Genomic DNA, 24,540 nt, shown 5'->3' with positions numbered 1-24,540 from the left:
ATTTTTATGCTATTATAATAATCTAAAATAACCATTATAACTGTCAAGGAGTTTGTGTATGTTTAAAAATATGACGATTAAAAAGAGACTGATCGTACTTAGTGTCCTATCGATAGTTACGATCTTTGTGTATGCCGTATCTGTTTTTATATCTCAGTACAACATATTTAAAAATTCAAAAGAAACCATAAAAGTGGTTGAATTGTCGGTAAAACTAAGCGACGTTGTGCATGAGCTTCAAAAAGAGAGAGGTGCTAGTGCAGGTTTTTTGAACTCCAAAGGAAAAAAATTTGGCACTATACTTGAAAAGCAGAAAAAAAGTACAGATAAAAAACTTGCCATTTTAAAAAGTTTTATACACTCCAATGACAATTCTTATATACAAGCGGCTAAAAAATCCATAGATTTTTCCAGACTAAAAGAGATAAGACAAAAAGTCATATCACTATCGATTACCACAAAAGATGAAGTAGGTTACTACACAAATTTAAACAAAACCATCTTGGATACCATAGCAAGATTTTCCACTTTACCAAAGCTTCCAAAAGTAAGAAACGAGATGAATTCTATGATACTTTTTATCACTGCTAAAGAGAGAGCCGGTATAGAAAGAGCGGTTCTTTCAGGTGTTTTTGCAAGAGATTCGTTTACTCCGTTTTTGCAAAACAAATTCATATCCGTCGTTTCTCAACAAAAGGTACTTTTACATCTTTTTGAAACTACTTCAAGCAAGGATGTATTACACTTTTACAAGAACTTAAGCAGTAAAAAATCATTCCAAGAAGTTGACAGGATGAGAAACATAGCTTTATCGAAAAGTAGTAACTTTAGTGTAGATGCCACCTACTGGTTTAGAACCATCACTAAAAAGATAAACCTGTTAAAAAAGATGGAAAATTACCTGGATGATATACTTGTAAAAACCTCCAATGAAATTGCAAGAAAAGTCATGACGGAGATGATCGTCATCTCTTTGGTTTCATTGTTTATACTTTTGCTTATAGCTTTTATATCAAAAAATGTTATAAATTCTATACTCATATCCATAGACAGGTTCAAAAGAGTTATCGCTATCGTCAACAGAGGTGACTTCTCCGTGGTGGTTGATAGAAGAAAAAAAGTTAGAAATGAGATGGATATCATAACAAGAGAGCTTCATATATTGGTTTGCACCATCAAAGATGTTATAGGCAGGATAAACAGCTCGGTTGACAAAGCGGCCAAAGGTGACTTTTCTGAAAAACTGGTAGATGGCGGATTGAAAGGAGAGTTCGCTACAGCAATCCATATGGTGCAAAACGGTATAGAAGCTATGAAAGATGCCAGTGATAGACAAAAGGCCATAGCTTTTAGTGCAAAAGTAAGATCGGTAGGGGATGTAGGAAAAGGTTTGGCTTTGATACAAAATGAAACTGAAAATCTCATCAAAGACCTTGATACAGTGTTGAACAGTTCAGAAAATACAAGCAGCCAGTCAACAAAGAGCTTGAGTGTGCTGGAGCAGATTTTGGAAAATATGCAAATCCTTTCCGAACAGATCAATGATTCTAACGTAACGATCAACGAACTTGATGAAATGAGCAACAGTATCACTTCCATAGTCGATCTCATCAAAGATATAGCCGAACAGACAAATCTTCTTTCTTTAAATGCAGCCATAGAAGCGGCGCGCGCCGGAGAGCATGGAAGAGGTTTTGCGGTAGTTGCCGATGAGGTTAGAAAGCTTGCGGAGAGAACACAAAAAGCGACAAGTGAGATAAACGTATCCATAAACAGCATGAAGCAAGAAACCAGTGATATAGTTGCCAAATCCCAAAATATGATGAAGGTATCGGACGGTGTTGCCAAGATCGTAGAAGAGTACAAAGATACTATGCAAGAACTTGAGAAAAATTCCAAAGAAGCTTCCATGCTTACTGAAGATATGAAAAATCAAGTATTTCTTATAATGGTGAAGATAGATCATATAATATACAAGGCAAATGCTTATAATGCGGTAGTAAATGCAGATAAAAATGCAAAGTTCAGCGATAGTGACCACTGTAGGCTTGGCATTTGGTATCATAACGAAGGTAAGAGAATATTTGGAAAAGCTCCGTCATATGCTAAGATAGACGCTCCGCACAAGATAGTCCACAATAAAGTCTTGCAAAACTTGAAATTTTTCAAAAAAGAGGATAAACGCATCGAAAATGAAGATATCATTGTTGAAAACTTTAAAGAGATGGAAAAAGCCAGTTATGAGCTATATACTCTTTTGGATGAATTAAGAGTGGAAATGAAAAAACTAAGAGATATGAAAAGTTAATTTTTACAGCTTAAAGCTTCTTTGACAAGCAAATCAGCTGTATTGTCAGGTTCGTACAAGATGTGATCAGCGCTTTTGGCGATCAGCTCTTTGGTTTGTTTATCTTTGACATTGGCTATGATGTTTATCTCTTTTGAGTGTTCTCTTAGGGATTGGCAAACTATGTAGAGTTTTTCTTCATTATCTATGGCAACTATGGCAGAGATGGCTTCTTTTGCATTGACTGCTTTTAGTATGCTTGGCAGTGCCGCATTGCCGAATATGGCAAGCATTCCTTCTTTGATAGCATCTTTTACAAGTTGAATGTCATGTTCGATGATGATAAAATCTATATCTCTTTTTTGAAGTTTTTTTGCGATGATCCTCCCAAGCCTTCCGTATCCGCATACAATGATATGTTTTTTCAATTTTGTCGAATCTATGTGAAGTAACTCTTTTTCATCCTCTTTTAAAATGATGTCGCTTAGGTATCTTATATGATTTATTACAAAAGGTGAAATGATCATGGAAGAAACAACCGAAATTATCAAGAGTTGTGTAAAAGTTTTATCAATAAGGCTTGAAGATGATGCGAGTTCAAATACAACGATGGCAAATTCACCGACTTGAGAAAGGGCAAGTGCAGTTTTGAAAGCCGTTCTTTTTTGTGTAAAAAAATGTAGTACAAAGTATAAAATAATAAATTTTAAAATCATCACAGATAGTGTTATGCCTATGATAATGAAAAAATAATCTTTCAAAACCGTTATATCTATCTGCATACCGACAGTTATGAAAAAAACTCCAAGCAGGATATCTCTAAAAGGCACCATATCTGCTTCAACCTGGTATTTGAACTTTGTTTCGGATATCATGATGCCAGCCAAAAATGCCCCCAGTGAGTATGAAAAACCATAGTAATGAGCCATATATGAACTGCCTACTATGATAAAAAAGAGAGTCGCTATAAAAATCTCATAAGTTTTGAGTGAAGTTATATAACTTAGTATATAGTTTAAAAGATATCTTCCTATGATATAAATCACCACTACAACTACAACAGCCCCATAAAGTGTCTGCCATAGTAAGCTTGATATGCTGCTTGAATTGTTTGCAAATATGCTTATCATGATAAAAAGTGGGATTACGGCAATATCTTGAAAAAGCAAAATTCCCAAAGATTTTCTACCATATTGCCTTTGTAAATCTTTTTTTTCATTGAGTATTTTTATGACTATGGCAGTTGATGACAAAGATAGAGCACTTCCTATGATAAGAGCGCTTTTAAATTCTATGCCAAAAAAGTAGTTTAGTAGAAAAGTTATCACAAGTGAAACAGTGCCCATCTGTAAGATACCATATAAAAAAACCTCTTTTTTCATGGAAGTCAGGATGGTTATGGAAAATTCAAGCCCTATGGTGAACATCAGAAAAACTATGCCAAATTCGGATACTCCATCAAGTATCTCCTTGTTATGAAAGCCGACTTTATAAAAATTGACTATAAAAATGCCTGTGAAGATATATCCTATGATAGTAGGTAAAGCTATCTTTTTTAGTATGATATTTAGTAGTGTAGATACCAGGATGACTAGAAGGATGACTTGAAGGACATGTTGCATTGTCAGCCTATCTTTGGATCCGGTTTTCCTATATAGTAGCCCTGGGCAAAATCTATATTCAGATGGGTTATCTTGTCAAGTATCTCTTTTGACTCGACATATTCGGCTATGGTTTTAACATTGATGGTTTTTGCAAAAGCTACAATGGTTTTGACTGTTTCATATGATTTTTTATCTGTATGGATATTTTTTATAAGCGAAGCATCAATCTTAATAAAATCGATATTTAACTCTATCAAGTGTGCAAAGTTCGAGTATCCGCTACCAAAATCATCTATGGCAAATTTATATCCAGTATTTTTAAAATCACTTATAAAGCGATTTATGCTTTCATAGTTTTCTATACTTTCACTTTCTAATATCTCAAACACTATCTTCTCCGGACTTTTCAACCTCTTAAAAGATGCTTTTATGAATTGTATAGTCTTTTCATTGTTCATATCCATAGAGGAGAGATTTATCGAAAAAGAGACATCTGGGTATCTCAAAGCGGTATCAAAAGTTTTTTTGATGATGATTTCGGTAATATTTGGATAAAGCCTCGCTTTTTTGGCGATATTCAGGAAGTTATACGGAGAGACTATCGAGCCGTCATCATCTATAAGTCTTGCGAGGGATTCAAACTTGGTGACAGTTTGTGTTTTGATATCGTATATAGGTTGAAAATACGGCACTATCCTGTCGTTTTTCAGGGCATCTTTTATCTTTTTTATCATCTTGAAGTTATGTTCTATCTTAAGCTCAATATTGTCATCTTTATTGTAAATTACCAATTCTTTATTTTCTTTTTTCGCTTTTTTGAGTGCTATATCGGTTTTGCTCATTATCTGCTCTTTCTCGAAACTGATGCCGACTGCCGAAGAGAGTGTGATCTCTTGAGAATTTACCAAAAAAACTTTACTGTTTAATTTCCGTACGATTTTTTTGATATTGCTTAAGAATAGTTTGTTTTCAACATTTTTATGGCAAAACAGTGCAAATTCATCTGATGGGAGTTTATAGACACTTATATCATATACTTTTGCAAGATTTTTTAGATACGAAGCATACTCTTTAAGAACGATATCTCCTGTTTTTATACCGTAGAAGTCATTTATATTTTTAAAGTCATCTATGTTTATATAAGCCATCTTGCCTATATCGCAGGATTTCAAATCCTCTTTAAGGCATATTCTGTTTGGAAGTCCTGTCAATTCGTCATGCTGGCTGATATATCGTATCTGTTCTTCTTGGTTTTGCAACTCTTTTGTTTTTTCTTCAACCATTTTTTCAAGGATTTTACTAAATCTGCGGTTTTTTCTGGATATATAAAGTACCAATACCATCAGTACGGAAAATAGTATGACATTTTTTGTGATTTCAAACAATGTAAGTTTGGTAAAGTATTTTTGCATATGAAATTTTGGGATTTTTATGCTAAGTACACCTCTAATATCACCAACTTTGTAATTGTATGCATTTTTGTAGTTTTTTTGGATAAATTTTGGAGCATTCTCTATCTTTCCGTGACATTTCAGGCAAGATGGTCTTATCTTCAAAGCAATTGCATACTGATAAAAGTTTTCATACTCTTTAAAATACTCTTTTTTAGCAGGGTCGGTCTTGAAAGTTTTTATAGCTGACAGTTCAAAGCGATCAGCCATATTTTTGGGATTTCGTGGAATATCAGAAACCGTTTTGACTTCTATATGTTCTTTGTTTATATCTGAAAATTTTTTGGATATTATGGGTGAGCTATAAGCAGGAAGCCCTTTTAGTGTCTCTTTTGTAAGTGGTATGATGCCTTTTAGATAGAGATTTTGATAGTATATTCTGTTTGCCATGGCATAGTCGGAGAGTACTCTGTTGTGTTCTAGCGTCATTTTATACTGCTCTTGTTTGTTCTGCCACAAAGTGGTAAAGATTTGAACAAGCATGGCAGCTAAAAATATAACAATGATAAGGTATAAGATATTTTTCGATATGAACCTGTCCACAATTTATCCTTAAAATGACACATTTTTATTACACAAATAACTATTCCAACCATTATATCAAAAAACGCACAGTTTCATCTTAATTTTTAAGAAATCAATTGATACAATATGCGCAAAGGATAGAAAATGAACCACGTCTTCTTTAAACAACAAAAAATATACCCACCCAAAGTAGTTTGTGTGGGAAGGAACTATGTAGAACACATACAAGAACTTGGCAATGAAATGCCTGACAATATGGTGCTTTTTTGTAAGCCAAACTCTGCCATAAGCAATGAACTTGGATATATTAGTGAAGACAATCACTATGAAGGTGAGATAAGTTTTTTGATAATGGATAAAAAAATCGCAGGAGTAGGTTTTGGACTGGATTTGACCAAAAGAGAGCTTCAAAGTTATCTAAAGTCCAAAGGTTTACCTTGGGAGAGGGCAAAAAGCTTTGACGGTGCGGCAGTTTTTAGTGAATTTTTTCCATTTGAAGGGGATATAAATGAACTAGCGGTAAAACTCTATATAAATAACAACTTAGTTCAAAACGGTGGAGTAAGCTTGATGATATATAAACCTCAAGCCATACTTCAAGAGATAGAGAGTTTCATGACTCTTCAAGATGGCGACATAGTGATGAGTGGTACTCCAAAAGGAGTAGGAAAGTATAAAAAAGGCGATAAGTTCTTAGGTCAAATTTTGTATAAAGATGAAATCATCATCCAAAAAGAGTGGACGGTAGAGTAAAAAGATAAAAAAGTAGCTTGCAAAAGAATTCAAGCTTTTAAAATTAAATACTATTTTTTTCATCTATCGACTATAAACTGCTTTACTTCATATCAAATTATATTGATATCTGGATATATTTATGCTACAATGTCCTATTTATAAAAAGGATTTAAAAAATGGAAACTTTTTTAAAAACCATCGGTTCTTTAAATGACGAAACAAGGGTCAAAATCCTTAAATTCATACACATATACAAAAAAGTGTGTGTATGTGATATAGAAAACTCTTTCGATATGATTCAATCAAGAGTTTCAAGACACTTGAAGATTTTAAAAGAGGGCGGATTTTTAAGAGTGGAGAGGATAGGCAGGTGGGCATACTACAGTATAAGAGAGCCTTTGGATGAGTTTAGGCAAAGTGCTATAAAAGAGATAAGTTTTCTTGATATAGAAGTTCCGACTTTTAAAAAAACTTGTGTATTGGATGAGGATAAAAAATGATACTTGCCATATCTTTGTTTCTTATAACACTTTTGTTTGTTATATGGCAGCCAAAAGGGTTACAGATAGGAACGACTGCCGTTATAGGTGCGGTTTTGACATATCTTTTGGGAATTGTAAGTTTTGATGACATTCTAACAGTTGTTAGTATAGTTTGGGATGCTACTTTGGCGTTTGTCGGTATCATACTTTTATCTATGGTGCTTGATGAGATAGGCTTTTTTGAGTGGTGTGCTATCAAAATGGCAAGACTCTCTAAAGGTAACGGTAACTTGATGTTTGTTTACTCTTTGCTGCTAGGCTCATTTGTTGCGGCGCTTTTTGCCAATGACGGAGCAGCTTTGATACTAACACCCATACTTTTAGCAAAGATGAGAATCTTAAAATTAGATGCAAAAACTATCATAGCTTTTGTACTTGCAGGTGGATTTATAAGTGATAGTGCATCTTTGCCTTTTGTTTTTTCAAATCTAACCAACATTGTAACGGTTGATTACTTTCATATAGGATTTATCGAGTATATAAAAAATATGTTTATACCTTATATAGTCAGCACTTTTGTCTCCATAGCTTTTTTATGGCTACTTTTAAGAAAAGATATACCAAAACAAGTTGATATCCATTTGCTAAAAAATCCGGATGATGTTTTAAAGTCAAAAATGCTTTTTAAGTTCTCCTGGTTTTTTTTGGTGATTTTACTTGCGGGGTACTTCATAGGAGATATTTATCATGTACCGGTAAGTGTATTTGCTCTTGGTGGAGGTCTAATCTTTTTGCTCATCGCCGGATATACCAAAAATGCAAAAGTTTGGCTTACCATTAAAACAGCTCCTTGGCAAGTTGTTTGGTTTAGTATAGGTTTGTATATAGTAGTTTATGGTTTAAAAAATGCCGGTCTTACAGATTATCTTGCTGCCATCTTGCATCAACTCTCAAGCCAAGGAGATACCATAGCGGTAGTAGGTACAGGTTTTATAAGTGCCATATTAAGTGCTGTGATGAACAATATGCCTACAGTGATGATCATGGATATAGCCTTGCAGCATGTACCAAATCAAGCCTTGGCTTATGCCAATATCATAGGATGTAACTTAGGACCAAAGATGACCCCTTTTGGCTCACTTGCCACACTCCTTTGGCTACATGTCCTAAGCAAAAAAGGGGTAAAGATAACATTTTGGCAGTACAGTAAGTTTGGACTTATTGTTACTCCACCAGTTTTATTAATCGTTTTACTAAGTTTATAAAAGGAAAAGAAAAAATGAAAAAAGTTTTGGTGATGTGTACAGGCAACAGTTGCAGAAGTATCATAGGTGAAGCGTTAATAAATAAATACCTCGATAATGTTAAAGCCTTTAGTGCTGGAGTAAAACCAACCGGCAAAGTCAATCCAAATGCAAAAAGAGTCTTAGAGGAGCATGGCTGTTGGGATAAGAGTTATCACTCAAAGCATTTAGATGAGGTATCGGATATAGACTTTGATCTTGTAGTTACAGTTTGCGATCATGCAAAAGAGAGTTGTCCTATGTTCCCAAAGCCTGTTAAAAAGATACATGTAGGTTTTGAAGATCCTGATGGAAAAGAGTATAGTGAGTTTGAGAAAACTTATGAGAAGATAAAAAAAGAGTTATTGCCAAAAGTGCAAGAAGCTTTAAAAGAGGTATAAAAAGTGTGGAAAGAGACAGTTGACTACTTGACACTCAATTTGATGGGGCTAAGTGGTAAGGTAAACGATACGGTAAATTTTTTCATATATGATACGATTAAGATATGGTTTTTACTTATAGTTATCATATTTGTAGTATCATATCTTAGAACACACTTTAACACCGAGTATGTAAGAGCTCATTTGCATGGAAAGAGTGAATTTTACGGCAATGTCTTAGCGGCACTTTTTGGGATAGTAACACCATTTTGCAGTTGTTCGGCGATTCCTCTCTTTTTGGGATTTGTTCAAGCACGAATCCCTCTTGGAGTTACTTTTAGTTTTCTTATCAGTTCACCTATGAACAATGAAATCGCCATAGCTCTTCTGTTTGGACTTTTTGGATGGAAGATAACGGCTATTTATATAGGATTTGGTCTTTTTGTAGCGATTTTTGGAGGATATTTCATAGGTAAATTAAATATGGAAAAATATATCCTCATCCCCGTAAAACCGCTTGAAGGTGAGCTTGAGGATGTTAAGATAGAGATGACATTTAAAAAGAGAGTGAAAGAAGCATGGGAGTATACTTGGGATATATTCAAAAAGATTTGGCTTTATGTGCTTATAGGCGTTGGCATAGGAGCTTTTATACACGGCTATGTTCCTTCAGACTTGATAGCCAAATGGGCAGGTAAAGATAACCCTTTTGCGGTTTTGGTTGCGGTACTAGCCGGTATCCCGATGTATAGCAATGCCGCAGGAGTCATGCCTCTAGTTCAAGTACTAACAGCCAAAGGCATGGCACTTGGAACGGCACTAAGCTTTATGATGGCTATAACCGCTTTAAGCTTGCCGGAAGCCATGATCCTAAAAAAGATACTTCATATAAAGCTTATAGCTCTGTTTTTTGGTATAGTAGGTCTTGGTATAGTTGGAGTTGGTTATTTGTTTAATTTTATATTGTAGGAGAAAAAACATGAAGATAGAGATATTAGGAACAGGATGTGCAAAGTGTAAAGAGCTTGAAAATCGAACAAAAGAGGCTCTAAAGCAAGTGGGCGGTTTTCATCAGCTTGAAAAGGTTGAAGATATTGCAAAAATTATGGAGTATGGAGTGATGAGTACTCCGGGATTTGTGGTAGATGGCAAAGTTATAAGTGCCGGTAAACTTTTAACCGTTGATGAGATAGTAAATATCCTAAAGGAAAATAATGCTTAAGAAAATTATGATAGCAGTTTTAGCTGCGGGCAGTCTTTTTGCGGGTGTATATAACTTGAAACCCGTAAAAATCACAAAAGATATAAGTTGTGTTGTGGGGGATTTTGCGCCTCCAAATAAGAAAAACAAAGGCTTTGTATCTAACATGTGCTATGTCGATATGGGAGATAGTATAGTTGTTTTGGATGCCGGACCTACTTACGAGTTTGCCAAAGAGTTTTATGCACTCATAAAAAAAGAGTATCCAAACAAAAAAGTAAAAGCAGTAGTTTTATCAAACTATCATGATGACAGGATACAGGGAGCTTCTTTTTTTAAAGAAAAAGGAGCAAATATCATAGGGCATAAAACCATAAATAGTGATATAAAAAACAATCCCCAAAAGTTTGAGAGGATGAAGCATATACTCTCACCTGAGCTTTTAAAAGGTACAAAAGTTATCTTGGCAGATACTTTGGTAGATGACGGATACAAGATAAAAGGAAGTAAAAAAACTCTTATCCTCTTAAAACCAAGCAAAGTCAGTGAAGAGAGAAGCGATATAGCCATATACTCTCCAAAAGATAGCTTTTTATTTGTTGGAAATATGGTCTTTAACGGGAGAATGTTGAACTACACAAAGCATTCAAATGTTGACGGATGGATAAAAGCACTTGAAAAATTATCCAAACTAAAAGCAAAACATATAGTAGCCGGTCACGGAGATGACTTTAGTGCCAACTCTTATAAAGATTCACTGGAATACCTAAAACTTTTGAAAAAAGTAGTTCAAAAAGGGTATGACGATGTAGCAGATCCAAGTGATATAGCCAAAAACTTTCCCGATAATAATTATAAAAAGAAAAATATACCTTTTTACAAGCAGTTAAATCTGCACAATATCGAAGACTACTACAATCAGCTAGACCAAGGTTGAAAATATTCGGATATCACTTAAAAACGGTATCCGAAAACTTAACATAACTCAACATTATATTTTTTCTTTTTGCTTTATAAGTATAATTTATCAATGTAAATAAAATATTTAAGCAAGTCTTTACTTTATCTGCAAAAGATGATAAAATTTTCTATTGGCAATATGTAAAAAAAGGGAAGCTATGTTTAAAAATCTAAGTATATCAAAAAAGGTGCATATACCACTTATCGCATCAGTAGTGCTTGGCATCTTGATAGTGGTGGGTACGAGTTTGGTTTCGATTAAAAATCTTGAAACTTCCACTTATGAAAAAGAAGCCAAAATGTTCAAAGTGGATCTTGATAATCAAATCCAGTCTAAAAACAATGTTTGGCTTACAAATGCCATGCAGCTTGCAAGAAACAGAGCCATCGTGGATGCAGTTGTATCAAATGATAAGGTAGCGCTTAGAAGGATAATCGCCGGTATCGGTAAACTATACAGAGAAAACACCCCTTTTAAAAAAGTAAGTGTTCTCATAGTAAATCCCTCCTTAAAAACCATATTCAAGTCCTGGAAGCCAAATGAATACGGTGACAGCTATGTCAGCTCAAAAGCTTTTCAGGAAGTTTTAAAGACAAAAAAACCACTCATAACTTTTGAAGAGTCAAAAAGAGGTCTAAGACTAAAGAGTGTTTTTCCTATGTTTTACCACAATGATTTTATAGGTATTCTCTCTTTTGATGGCGGTATAAACAATTTTGGAGGAGCACTTAAAAAGAGTCACATAGACTTTTTATACTTTTTGGATAAAAAGTATGCCTCACTCTTTAAAAAGGCAAAAAAGGCAAAAGAAGGATATCCGCTCTCTAGTTCAAAGCATATAGATAAGGATTTTTTAAATTATGTAATGTCGCCAGACTTTAGCCTTCAAAAAGCTATCATGACCAAATACCTCATAGATGATAAATACTTCACAAAAGCTTTTCCTCTTAAAAATTTTCAAAACGAAACCGTGGGATATGCACTCATGGGTATAAAAAGCGATCTAGTTAAAGCTGCTGCCAAAAGTGCCCAGGATATGGTTATTATGCAAGTTATAATTATGACCCTCATAGATATATTTATCGTACTTCTCATCATCTTCATTCTAAACAGGGCCATCATAAAACCTATAAAAGATCTCGATGCTACAGCTAAGGAGTTGGCTGAAGGCGATGCGGATCTTTCAAAGAGGATTCAGTCCGACTCCAATGATGAGATAGGAGATGCCATCAACAGTTTCAACAAATTTATAGAAAAAGTTGAAAAACTGGCAAAAGAAGCCGAAGAAGAAGCAAAAATTGCTCAGCAGGCTGAGAAAGTAGCACAGGAAAATCTTAAAAAAAGTAAGCTATTTACATCTTTGGCTGATGATCTTATAGACGGAAGTATCCATGACTCTACTGATGTTCAAACATCTCTTACAAACAACATGGAAAGTATAGAGGAGATAAATCATATCAATGAAGAGGCCGAGTCTATAGTATCTGATGTGCAAAAAGGAGTTACAGAACTTGTTGACAATATAAACTCCATAGCAGAGATGATGCATGGCGCAAAACAGAGTTCAGAACAGGTAAATGAAAATGTCGAAGAGATAAGCAATGTCGTATCTCTTATAAAAGATATATCTGACCAAACCAATCTTTTAGCCCTTAATGCCGCCATAGAAGCAGCGCGTGCAGGAGAACACGGAAGAGGTTTTGCCGTGGTTGCCGATGAGGTTAGAAAACTAGCTGAAAGAACCCAAAAAGCAACAGGTGAGATAGAAGCCAATATCAATATCCTAAAACAAAACTCAAATGAAATGCTTGAGAGTAATGAAAAAACCGAGCATATCACAACCGAGTCAACCGAGAAGTTGACAACATTTACAGATACTTTGGATCACTTGATAGATAGTTCAAGAGTAACCAAAAAGAAAAATGAAGACATAAGCAATGAACTTTATATAACTTTGGTTAAAATTGATCATATGATATTTAAAGCAAAAGGATATAAAGCTATCTATCAAGAAGATGGCAATGCTCATTTTGATGATGAACAAAGCTGTAGACTTGGAAAATGGTATCTAAGTGACAAAGCAAAAAAAGAGTTTGCAAAACTTCCATCATTCCCTGCCATAGCAGAGCCTCACAAAAGAGTGCATCAAATCATAAAAGAAACTCTTGAGATCATCTCAAAAGGTCATATCAGCGACAAAGCCGAAGAGATACTAAAGCTTGCCCAAGACTGGGAAAACAACTCCGCTAAGCTTTTTGATGTTTTAGATCAACTCATAAGAGAGAAAAAAGCCAACTAATATTTCAGCAAGAGGTTTTTCCTCTTGCTGAATATGATCATTTCTTCTTACCGAGTCTTATATCTATGACTTTGCTTCTTGAAGCGTTCCCGCTTTTGTCATAGGCTACAACCCTGTAAAAATAGTGAGCTTTTTTTGCTATATTTTTATCGAGAAAGCTTTTTTTACTTTTTATGAAATTGGATGCATTGAAATAGTGTAGGATATCACCGCTGCTTCTATAAACTTCAAAACCGTTATAGTCTTTGTCTTTGCATTTAAATGATACAAGTATCCCGTTTTTTACTTTTTTGACGGTAAAATTTTCAATTTCAGGCGGTATCTTGTCTGTCATGACCACGCTGTATACTTTTTTTATCTTTGATTCGTTTATGCTGGTATCTACAGCGGTTATCGCATAGGTATTTTTACCTATTTTGGCACTTTTGTCTTCAAAGTAACTCTTTTTTAAAGGTTTTTTGTTTAGTCTCTTCCATTTTTTGCCAACTTTTTTATAGACATTATAGTGATCAAAGTCATACACTATCACCTGTGCCCATTGAAGTACTATCTTTTTGGCATAGGCTTTATAATCTTTTAAAACAGGCTGTTTTGGTGGAGTTACATCGGGAAGTTTTACTTTTATGATTTTAGAAGGCAGTGATTCGTTTAGTGTGGTATCGACCGCACTTATCCTGTAGTAGTAGGGAAATCTACTTAGAGTCTTTGGTTTTTTGTGGATAAAGTGATTTGTTCGTATGAGTTTTTTGTTTACCAGACTCCACTCTTTTTTATCCATATCCATCGAGACATAGACCCTGTATCCCGCCAAATCTTTCTCTTTGTTTTGTTTCCAGTTAAGTTTGACCTTTCCTGCTGTTGTTTTGGCTTTCAAGCCTGTAGGCTGTTTGGGTGGTGTTATATCTTTGGAAAATGCCATCATGATCATGGATGGATCAGACTCGCCGTGTAGATTTAAAGCCGTTACAAAATAGTATGATGACTTTCCCGGCTTGTAGAATTTGTCAAGGAAAAAATCTTTTTTTATAGGTTTTTTATTTATCTTATAGTATTTGCCGGTATATGTCGGGCTTTTATATACATTGTAGCCAAGTGCATTTTTAACTTTTCTCCATCTTAAGATAACTCCCTTTTTGGTTGTAGTTGTAAAAAACTGCTTTACTTTTGGAACAGGGTGTTTGAGAGTATATTTCACACTGATAGTTTGAGAAGGTTTACCTTCTTTACCGAACATATCAAGTTTTTTGATGTAATAAGAAGCGAACTGTGACTCTTTTATCTCCTTATCCACATAAAGGTATCTTGCCTTTTTTGCAAAGGATTTGCTTATATAAACAGGTAGTTTGTTTATCTTTTTGAAGCTTTTTTCACCTTTTAGTTTTCTGTGTATACTGTAAAAAGCAAAGTCATCTTTTGTATCCCATGATAGTCCGACTCCTTGAGCTGTCGGTTTTGCCATAGCCCACATGATATCACTCTCTTTTGGAAATTTCTTTGTTGTGGCTATGATCATCCTAACCATCGCTTTTTTGCCGTTTTTGTAAGCTACGATTTTGTAAAGATACAAAGAGTTTTTATCAACCATCTTATCTATAAAGTAGTGACCGAGATTTTTTGCGAAACTGTTTTTTTGGATGGCTCTAAGTGTCCTGAAAACTGAGATCTTCGGCTCTATTTTTAAGATGGAGATTTGTTGGTCTATGTTTTTTACATCTTTGAAAGGATATATCATAAAGATATAGTCGTTATCATACCCCCCTCTTTTTAGTTGGCCCACGGAAGCCGGTTTGATAGTTGCTATAACTCTTGGTTTTTCACCTTTTTTTGCACGGTAAATCTTATAGACATATCCGCTTTCATAGTTTTTTAAAAACCATTTCAACTCTATCTGATTGCTTGAAGAGTTTGCAAAAAGGTAGATCCTGTTTTGTGTTTTACCGCATAAAAACAGTGTCAAAGATATGAGTATTAGTATGAATTTTTTCACCTGTTTGTCTCCTTTTTATTAAAGCGAGCTTCGATGAAATTTCCTCTCATTAAAGCTTTGCCCATTTGGACAAGAATGAAATCCTTATATAGGCATTTCATAGTTATATCCCCGCTCCAAAGTTCATAGCGCCTCCGTTAAAGGCTCCGTTTCCGTCAAAGACTCCGCCTCCTGGTATACCCCCAGGACCAAATCCGCCTCCTGGGCCCATGCCACTACCCGGTGCCATTTGTGAGTGTGCCATATCTTGATTGAATTCTTGTTCGTGTGCACTCATAGTACCTTGACAACTGTCAAAGGTATCTCCCGATACGAGTTCCATATCAGTGTGATAAAGAGATAGGTTCGGATTATCTTCCCCATAGTACGTTATATCGGCACTATAGTTGATGATTTCACCCGGTATTGCAAATCTATCCCAGGATTCTACTACTTTATTCATATGCCGTACATGGTGGAGTTGGTCTACATATGTCCAGTGTGTCATCACCTTCGTTTTGATGCCGGTTGTGATACCTATACTTAACAAGTCATCATCGATTTTTACGCTTACTAAAGTTCCAAACACCGTATGACATCCCGGAGGTGCTATAGGAGGAGGATTTGGATTGCCCGTCCTTCTTATATCAAGCATGGTAGTCAATTTTGGATGAAGGTTTTGTTTTGCTTTATCCATTTTTCTTTTAGCCTCTTTTATGGCATTGTTGAATCTTACTTTAAAAGTAGAGGTTTTTACATCCTGATAGGGCTGATTGCCTCCCGGATAGTATCTAACGACTATCTTGTACTGATTTGCCCTGTAATACTTGTACCTTTTGCCGTCATTATAGCCGGTCAATACAAAATCACCAAGAGCTTCGGGAGTTTTTAAAGTGATAGGTCCTTTTCTTATGTATGTTGGAACTTGGATAGAAACAGGTGATACGGTTGGAGATGAGGCAGCTGCGGCTTGTATGGCAGCTACACCTTGACTTCCTGTGTTTGATCCTCCGTTTTGCTGTGTTTGGTTGATAGGAGGTACTACTCCTATATTGCCCGCTGCGGCATTTGAAGGAGCCTGTGCACTGTTTTTCTGCAAATTATCAGGTATATTGTCAACCCCGTTATCTACTTTGTAATTGTTGAATGGATTTGCAAATTGGTTGTCTATCATGAAAGTTTCTCTTATCTCGCCTTCCTGGTTGACGCAGTACCTGTAAACCCTTAGTTCTTTTGACGGCACAAAGACGGCTTTGTAGGTTGATTGGCTTGGTGTCGTAAAGTGACCAAGTATCAAATTGTCATCGGAGTCAAAAAGGACAACTCGGTATTTGTCAAGGAATTGGTTGTTGAAACCTCCTAGTCTCGTAATGACATCTTTATCATATTTTATCTCAACCTGAGTATCTTCGCTGACATTTTCCTGGTGGTTTGAAGGTTTGACATAACTTACCATCGTATCGAAGTCTATCTTATTGCTATTTCTGGTCCTGTAAGCCATATTGAAGTCTTCTGACTTTGTTTCAGTCTTGCCACTTGAAGGGTCGGTATAGCTTAGTGTCATAGTTCCAAGTATGGCGTAATTTGTATTTTTTGCAAGAACACCTGTCGGTATGATGGCTTTTCCTACGATATCACCTTCAAGGTCTTTTGTTGTGAAGGCTACATTTATGTATGAAGTACCTGTGTATTTTCTTAAATGTATGTTTGAAAATGCTATGGTAACGGGTTGCTCTTTTGAAAATGTAGTATAGACTTTAAAAACCGGAAGTATGCCTATGGTTGTATTAGTAGGCTCGATTCTATCAAGTATCTTTGGTGTATAAGCTTCAGCTTCATGAAGATCACCCGAGCCATAAATATACCCGCTAAATGAAAAACTTTTGCTAAATGCGTGAAATGTCGCTTTAGCCCAAAGATAGTTTGGATTTGGAGTAGCAAGTTTTGCCTGTACATCCGCTCCCACACTTAGGCAGTATCCATAACAGGCTTTAAGATCTAACCCGGCATAAGCATCTGCGTATAGTTGAAACATCGGTCTGTAGATAACGAGTGCTTTTATCATGGCATTGAACTTGATCTCAAGTTTTGGATCAGGACCCCACCAATCTTTCTTCCATGTTTTTTCAAACTTGATACCGTCTCCTACGGCCAAAGCGTGAGTATCCGCCATGAAAAATCCAACCCCTTCATATCCGAGTATTCCCACACTTACATATCCAAGTTGTTTATCTATGTGAAATGCAAAAGCGTAGTCTTCATCCGTTCCTATGAAGATGTGCTTGTCACTACTTGAAAGCATAGCATCGAGGCTTCCTTTGACAGTAACTCCATGATATTTGACATTTGCCGTAGCCGTTACATGGAAGGATTTTGGACTGGTTGAAAAAACCATCATAGCTGAGATCTTTCTATCAGCCGGTGCACTGTGGAGATTTGCCATGATCCAACTATCACCCTGTAAGACAAGATTGTTCAAGTTATGACCCGTGAAACTTGCCGTTATGCTTATCTGACCGTTCCACATATATCCATTGTCACTGCTTGTACCCATATATGTACTTAACATCAAGGCAAAACCGGAGCCGTTAGGAACAAAGTCTTTTTTGCTTTCATTGTATATCATATGGTATGCTACACCACCACCCACTTCATAAATGCTAAGAGGTATGGGGCTAAGAGGTATGCCGCCGGATATACCTCCGCTTAGGCTTGCCATCCAGTAAAAGATACTATCTTTATGACCTATTTTGAATTTGCCCTGAGCGGTTATAAGCTGGGCTATGTTCATATTTAAAGAGGCTCCAAAACCGTTGCCGTATGTAGCGTCGTGATCGTACCATATAAGGCTTCCTTTGGCTATAATCCCACTTTGTTGTATATCTACGCTTATATTGTCGACATGTATATGTTTGTCACTGTAGAGCGCTACACCGCCTTTTGCGCTTACAACTTCCAAAGAGATTCCGCCCTGGGCTTTTAGATAGAAAAGATTGTTTTCAAAACCAATGCCGAGTTTATCAATGCTTAGAGTCAAGCCTCCAAGACTGGCGCTCGAGCCAGAAGTATCGAACATCACCCCGGCGCTATCTACGCTGATACCGCTATGGGAAATTTTTAGATTTTGAAATTCAAGAGATGAAGCGGCACTGAACATCGGATTTTGAGGTTTTATATTTCCGCTCATTTTCACCCAGAAGTTGCTAAATGACGGTGAAGTTGAAAGACTTGTGAAATTGATGCTTGCAAACTGAGGTATATTGATAGCTTGTATGTTTCCTTTTATGCTAAAGTCTTTTATACCTGTCCTGTCAACCGTCGCTCCAAGTGTTACATTCATCGGTTTGCCACTGCCTAAAAATGACGAATCCGCATAAGATACTTCCGCAGTTCCCGAAGTATCACTTCCTGCAAAAGCTACCGAGAATTTTGTAAGTTTTAGTTTGTTATAGATGGTTATAGGCGATGTCAAGCTTGCAGTTCCATGGATACCTGTTGAATTTATGGAGAAATCCTGAAGGTTTATCTCTCCATTTATTCCACTGTATCCGAAACTTCCTGAAAAACTTACAGCCAAATTATGAATAGAATCGACATTCAAACTTCCGCTTAAACCCTTGAATTGAAACTTGTTATTTATGGTTAGGGTTTCATTTTGAGGGAATCCCCAGTTTATTTGCTTGGTTGACTGCACAAAAGATATCGTAGCTTTTGCATTTGATTGGTCGAACAAGTGTTTGATATTGAGTTTGCCGCCAAAATTATTTAAAGAGATAGGCATACTTTTTGAGGAGTCTATATGCACACCAAGATCACTTATCTCAAGGGCTACTTTGTCCTGCAGTACTGAAATGGTATTGTTTGTCCAGGATGCTGTTATGTCACCTTTGAAGCCACTGCTTGATATGTCAAGATTTTCGGCACTTATCTGATTTATATTTATAGCTTGCAAGATTGAGGATTTGACGATGGCTTGTGAGCTGAATTTGACTTTGTAGTGGTCTTTGCTGGTTTCTATGAGTTGACCGCTTATGCCGTTGAATCTTATGAAGTTATTGTCATCTTTTCTATATATCAATTCATCATCGAGAGAGAATGTATATGTTTTAAGACCATTTTCTCCGGTTTGATAAGATAGCGAAGCTTGTTTATTTCCATCGAAGAGTTTTCCAAAAAATAAAGTACCATCAGCCGAATTCAAAGAGTTGCCTCCTGTTCCCATGTTGCCGCTGATATTTTTAAGTTCCACTCTTACATCATCACTGTCATTTGGTCCAAGATCTAAGATGGTAAAGTTGGCTGAAGCATTCGTAACTTGCACATTCCAGTTTATCTTGTGTTTTGTAATGGTTGCGTTCGTTACTTCTACAATTCCGAGATTGACAGAGCTGCTAAAGTTGTAGTTGGTAAAGTCCGCAGTCGTAGCGAAACTAACAGCCGGATCGCTCCAGCTTGAAAGATCCAAACTTCCTTTTAAGTTGGTAACCGGGATAACACCCTTGGAGTCATTTACAAAATTTATAGGACCCGCTATATCCCATGAAAATGTCCTTGGAACCCTGACTCCGTTTTTCAAAAGTGGAACCAAAGGGATTCTTTGGTTGTTTAGAAGGTTTGTAAAAGCAAGAGTGGCATTTAAGTCACTTACTCCTATGTCGAATTTTTCTCTTGTTAGAGTTAGATGCAAAGTCGCCGGTGAATTGTTGTCAAACTCGAGATCGACTTTTTTGTTGTCTTGGGTGTATAGGTTGATATTGTTTAAAAGTACATTTATATCCCCGTCAAACCCCTCTTTTGAAATCCTCGCATTATGAAGTGCAAGACCTTGAAATTTTGATCCCATCGATGGTATGCTCGCAGTTGCATTAAGAGTGATAACAGGATCTTTCAAATCACTCAAGTCAACCTGCCCGTTTAGATTGGATATATTGACAGGTGAGCCGGCAAGTGTATTTTCGCCCGATACTGAAAAAGAGTATGTGTCATTACCCAAAGAGTGTATATCAGCTACCGAATTATTCAAAAGATCACCAAAGTTTACATTTGCCTGAACACTGCTTGCTCCCACTTTCAAGCCGCTTGAATTGATCCTTAGATAAAATGACGGGTTTTGGGTAAAGTGAAGTTTTACATTTTTATCTTTCCATATATCGATATCCTGCATGGTCAGGTTCAAACTACCGCTAAATTCATGCCTGGATATGGTCACATCTTCCAAAGTCGCACTGTTTACAAACTTGAAAACATCACTATAGTGCGAAAGATCCGCAGTTGCATTTAAAGTTATAATCGGATCTGTCAAATCCTGAAGATTTAATGTGCCACTTAATGCATTTAAGTTGATACCGCTGTTCATAAGAGGGATATCTGCCTGGCTTATACTCCATGAGTAGGTATCTTCTACGGCTTGACCGCCTTGTTGAACAAGGTTGTCTATGTTTGCTACGGCATTGTTCAAAAGATCTCCAAAGTGTAAGTCGGCTTTGGCGGATTTAAATCCCATCTTGAAGTCACTTCCTTGCAGTTTCAAAGAAATGCTTGGATTTTGGGTGAAGTGCAAAGTGACATGTTTTTCTTTCCAAATATCAAGATCGCTAAGCTCAGGTGTTATAGTGGCTTGAAAGCCTGATTTGGAGATTTGGACATCCTCAAGCGAAACAGCCGTCATCGTCGAGAAAAATCCTCCGTACTGACTTAGATCCACTTTACCGCTGAAACTTATCTTTGGATCTTTTATATCACTGATATCGAGTTTTGCGTTCGTGATATTTTCAACATATGCTTTTGCCGAAGCGAAAAGTTTGTTTTTGCCGGAGATCCCCCATGAGTATATACCTTTTTGTATGCTTGCAAGTGAAGCGGTTGCGCCTCCAAGAAATTCTCCGAAGTTGATATTTGCTCCGCCGCCGTCTATATTGAAGTGAATACCGCTACTTAGTATAGAAAAAGATATGGTTGGTGATGAGGTGAATTGCAAGGATATATCTTTGCCGCTGCCTCCTCTGTCAAGTAGAACTATAGGAGAAAATCCTCCGTTTTTCGTTATGTTTCCTTCGAAGCCTTCATTTGAAAATGATGCTCCGAATGTTGCATTGTCAAATGCTTTTATAACAGGATTGTCATACTCATCAAGTTTTGCGGTTGCATTCAAAGAGACTGATTTTTTAGCCGGGTTTATAGATATGGATCCGTTTTGTATGGCAAATTTGCTATCGAGCAGATAGAGTTTGTTGCTAAAATTGACAGTGTAAGTGCCGGAATTGTTAACCGCATTTTGGAGTGAAGCTATATAGTGTCCGGCATTTTGAGCGGTTTTTAACAAATCCCCAAAATCAATGGATGCATTAAGTGCCCCAAAGTCAAAGTCAACTCCTCCGCTTCCCACTCTTAGAGTGATGGAAGGATTGCCGTTTACGGTAAGTTTTACCTGATGTTCAGCCCATATATCTATAGGAGAGATCCCTCCAACCGCACTGACGCTGCCTTCAAATCCGCTTGAGTTGATAGTAGCGTTTATAGTTGCACCGTTTATGGCTGATATGACAGGGTTGCCACTGTATTCGCTTAGATCAAGTGAACTTCCAAGGGAGATGGATTTGTCTTGTAAATTTAAAGTGACTATGGAGCTTGAAAGTTTTACTTTTGAATTTAAAAGCCTCACGGTTGCGGGAAGATTGACCTGTAGTGAGCCTGACTCATTTGCCAAAGCTGCAATGTCTGCCATGACATTTGATGCATTGTTTACATCTTTTAACAAATCGCCAAAATCGAGCTTGGCATTGATATTGGATATCTGAAGTTTTGGCAAGGTAGCGGCAGCCTTTACTTCTACATGAAGTGTAGGACCGCTTGTTCCGTCAAAGACAATTTTTACATTTTTTTCGGGATATATATCTATAGGCGAAGGTTTGTCTGCCGTGATATCGGCTATCAGTCCGTTTTTAGATATGGTTCCTGATATGTGGGCATTGTTTAGTTTTTTGGCTATGATGTTATCATACTGTGAAAAATCAACTCCTACATCAAATGTTATGACAGGGGAGTGCATATCGCTAAGATCGACTGAGGCACTAAGTCCGCTTGGTAACTTTATCTTGCTTCCAAGAAGCGATAAAGCGTTTGAAATATTTATGGAAGGATGCTTCAAGTCCCCTATAGTTGCAAAAAGATTTGAAGCCTGCGTATTTGCATCTTTTAGCAAATCCCCAAAATATATCTTTGGAGTGATACTGGTGTATGAAATATTTGGGTGCATATCACCGTTGTGATAACTTACCGTGATATTTGGATTGGTTCCTTCAAATACAAGCCTTACGCTTTTTTGAGGAGTTCCTCTGTCTATGATGGTTATGGGGTTTAATGCGCCGTTTAATGTAATAGAGCCGTCAAAACCGGTTTTTTGTACAGTTGCACTCAATGTCGCGCTGTTTATACCGTTTAGTATGTCATTTGCGTAACCTGAGAGGTCAACATTGCCCGATAGATTCAATACAGGATTTGATATGTCGGAAAAATCACCTCCTATATGAAAGCCTGAAGGCAGTTTCAATCCCGTATCAAATAGGTTTAGATCCTGAGGCAAGGTTATGTTTATATTTTTAAGATCATTTATAGCTGTTTTAAAAGATACACCGTTTACATCTTTTAGCAATTCCCCAAAATCAAGCTTGGCATTTGGTAAGTTGAAAGAGACTTTAGGAAGAGTGTCTCCTATAGTGTAAGAGAGGTTGATATTGCCGTTAGTTATATCAAGAGAAACGCTTTTTTCTTCCCATATATTTATACTTCTTCCGTTAAAAGGTATATCAAGTGAGAAATGATCGGGGAACAGTCTGCTGTTTAAAGGTATATTTTCATCGTTTAGTGTTTGAAATATCGAAGAGTTAAAAGAAATGGTACCGTTTAGTTTGTTGTTCGCCGGTATGGGTGAAAATGTTATACTGTTTATATGAAGATCAAGCAGAGGTGAAGATATGGTAAAAGGTTGGTTATAAGTTATCTCTCCTACTGTAACTTCGCCGTTTGCATAGCTCAAGTTTGAAAAGGATACAGGTATATCGTTTGTAGAAAGAGATGAGATTTGACCTATGTAAGGTATAGTAATCGTTCCAAGACCGGAGAGTTTGCCACCACTTAAGGTTACATTGTTTCCAAGAGTAAGGGTAAAGCCTGCTATGGTTAAAGTGTGAGGTAAACCGTTAGGAGTGCTTTGGGTGGTATTGCTTTCTGATTGATTTCCCTCTTGAGTTCCGCTTCCTTCTTCGTTACCGGCAAAGTAAACCGATTCACCGGTTGCGGGAACTTCTTTGACCACTCTTATGTTAAAATGATAACTTCTTCCAAGTTCGGGCGCAAAACTCCATTCCCATTCGCTATGACCCTCGGCTTTACTCCAGGTATCTCCTCCGTCGGTTGAAATCTCTACAAAGAGTTTATTCACAGGAGTGTTTTTATCGTCACTTTCCAAAAGTCCCTGTACGACGACTTTGCCATTTTCAAGGTCATCTCTGTAAAATTCTATATCGCGGTTATCAAGAGTATCGAACTCTCTTCCGTTTATGGTTATATCATCTATAAAGCCTATATCATCCGCATTTACCGTTTTCTTGCCAAAATCTCTTTTTTCATCGCTGTCTTTGTGAAGAATATTGTAGATAGTTGAGAGAAGTTGGCTTCTAAGAGGCTCTTTAAAGTGTGTTTTTATATACTCTATAAGTTCAGCCGTACTCATACTGCCGTGCCATCCGGATTTTCTTATAAGAAGAGCTTTTTCACTTTGGCTGTATTTTTTGACTGAAATTTTACTGCCTCTTAGATAGCTTTTGCTTCCGGCGTTGACTACCACGTCGCCACCCGGAGTGAAGAGGATGATTTTCCCGTCGGTACAGATGACTACTTCGCTGTTATCTGTAACTTCCCCGGCAAATACCGTCCCTCTTATACCGATAGTGGCATTTTTGGTTTGAAGTTTAAATCTCTTTGGAGCGATTTTGCCTATCTTTCCGGTTACTGTTTTAAAGAAACCTTTTAGTATCTTAAATTTTATCTTCGAATCTTTTTTCCCTGTAAAAACATAGGTATCGACACTAAAAGTCGTATTTTGTCCGAGCGAGACCGCTGTAGCATCTTTGAAGAAAATCTTTACTTTCGCGTTTGTGGAAGTCTTTATGACATCATGCTCATCGATGGAAAGTTTTTTGGTTATCTTGATATGTTTGTTCGCTCTTGTAAGTGTAGCATTGCCGACAACGTCAACTACCGTACCGACTGAAGCATACATATATACTGCATAGAACAGAACTAGCCATAAAATTCTCATAACTTGCTCCTTTGGCTAAAACAACTGCTTGTTAAAGAAGCCCTCTA

General features: G+C 36.7%; 13 protein-coding genes. 9 read left to right on the top strand and 4 right to left on the bottom strand.

Translation table 11 applies throughout. The features are described 5' to 3' along the window. Positions 1 to 58 precede the first annotated feature (58 nt). Positions 59 to 2,308, top strand: a complete 2,250-nt coding sequence (locus ACZ47B_RS08050) for a methyl-accepting chemotaxis protein (RefSeq protein ID WP_464894032.1) — start codon at positions 59 to 61, stop codon at positions 2,306 to 2,308. Here ACZ47B_RS08050 and ACZ47B_RS08045 read toward each other — a convergent pair. Both ACZ47B_RS08045 and ACZ47B_RS08040 read right to left on the bottom strand, forming a co-directional pair. Beyond that, positions 2,305 to 3,909 carry a cation:proton antiporter gene (locus tag ACZ47B_RS08045; protein WP_464894031.1) on the bottom strand — a complete coding sequence of 535 codons (1,605 nt, stop codon included), beginning with the start codon at positions 3,907 to 3,909 and terminating at the stop codon, positions 2,305 to 2,307. The genes ACZ47B_RS08050 and ACZ47B_RS08045 overlap by 4 nt on opposite strands. 2 nt (positions 3,910 to 3,911) lie before the next feature. After that, positions 3,912 to 5,885: an EAL domain-containing protein gene (locus ACZ47B_RS08040; RefSeq protein ID WP_464894030.1), complete on the bottom strand. Its 1,974-nt coding sequence runs from the start codon at positions 5,883 to 5,885 to the stop codon at positions 3,912 to 3,914. 180 nt (positions 5,886 to 6,065) lie between these two features. Between ACZ47B_RS08040 and ACZ47B_RS08035 the strand changes: the two genes are divergently transcribed. From ACZ47B_RS08035 to ACZ47B_RS08000, 8 genes are all read left to right on the top strand, one after another. Continuing rightward, the gene (locus ACZ47B_RS08035) at positions 6,066 to 6,620 is read left to right on the top strand and encodes a fumarylacetoacetate hydrolase family protein (protein WP_464894029.1); all 555 of its coding nucleotides are present in this window, start codon (positions 6,066 to 6,068) and stop codon (positions 6,618 to 6,620) included. 158 nt (positions 6,621 to 6,778) lie between these two features. Then, positions 6,779 to 7,102: an ArsR/SmtB family transcription factor gene (locus tag ACZ47B_RS08030; RefSeq protein WP_464894028.1), complete on the top strand. Its 324-nt coding sequence runs from the start codon at positions 6,779 to 6,781 to the stop codon at positions 7,100 to 7,102. Beyond that, complete coding sequence (locus tag ACZ47B_RS08025) at positions 7,099 to 8,349, top strand: arsenic transporter (protein WP_464894027.1); 1,251 nt, start codon at positions 7,099 to 7,101, stop codon at positions 8,347 to 8,349. Before ACZ47B_RS08030 ends, ACZ47B_RS08025 begins: the two co-directional genes overlap by 4 nt. A gap of 14 nt (positions 8,350 to 8,363) precedes the next feature. Continuing rightward, positions 8,364 to 8,768, top strand: a complete 405-nt coding sequence (locus ACZ47B_RS08020; RefSeq protein ID WP_464894026.1) for an arsenate reductase ArsC — start codon at positions 8,364 to 8,366, stop codon at positions 8,766 to 8,768. Between the two features lie 3 nt (positions 8,769 to 8,771). Continuing rightward, positions 8,772 to 9,716: a permease gene (locus ACZ47B_RS08015; protein WP_464894025.1), complete on the top strand. Its 945-nt coding sequence runs from the start codon at positions 8,772 to 8,774 to the stop codon at positions 9,714 to 9,716. A 10-nt stretch (positions 9,717 to 9,726) separates the two neighbouring features. Beyond that, positions 9,727 to 9,969, top strand: coding sequence for a thioredoxin family protein (locus tag ACZ47B_RS08010; RefSeq protein WP_464894024.1), 243 nt, complete (start codon positions 9,727 to 9,729; stop codon positions 9,967 to 9,969). Beyond that, positions 9,962 to 10,885: an MBL fold metallo-hydrolase gene (locus ACZ47B_RS08005; RefSeq protein WP_464894023.1), complete on the top strand. Its 924-nt coding sequence runs from the start codon at positions 9,962 to 9,964 to the stop codon at positions 10,883 to 10,885. The genes ACZ47B_RS08010 and ACZ47B_RS08005 overlap by 8 nt, the downstream gene beginning before the upstream one ends. Positions 10,886 to 11,066: 181 nt before the next feature. Next, positions 11,067 to 13,208, top strand: coding sequence for a methyl-accepting chemotaxis protein (locus ACZ47B_RS08000; protein WP_464894022.1), 2,142 nt, complete (start codon positions 11,067 to 11,069; stop codon positions 13,206 to 13,208). Between the two features lie 37 nt (positions 13,209 to 13,245). Here the strand turns inward: ACZ47B_RS08000 and ACZ47B_RS07995 are convergent, their stop codons facing one another. Further along, on the bottom strand, positions 13,246 to 15,195 hold the full coding sequence (locus ACZ47B_RS07995; RefSeq protein WP_464894021.1) for a fibronectin type III domain-containing protein: 1,950 nt from the start codon (positions 15,193 to 15,195) through the stop codon (positions 13,246 to 13,248). 103 nt (positions 15,196 to 15,298) lie between these two features. Further along, positions 15,299 to 24,493, bottom strand: coding sequence for a FecR domain-containing protein (locus ACZ47B_RS07990; protein ID WP_464894020.1), 9,195 nt, complete (start codon positions 24,491 to 24,493; stop codon positions 15,299 to 15,301). Positions 24,494 to 24,540 lie beyond the last annotated feature (47 nt).

It is taken from the genome of Thiofractor thiocamini, assembly GCF_055384375.1.
Note: the sequence above shows the minus strand (reverse complement) of the source record. Positions and strands in the feature narration are given on the sequence as shown.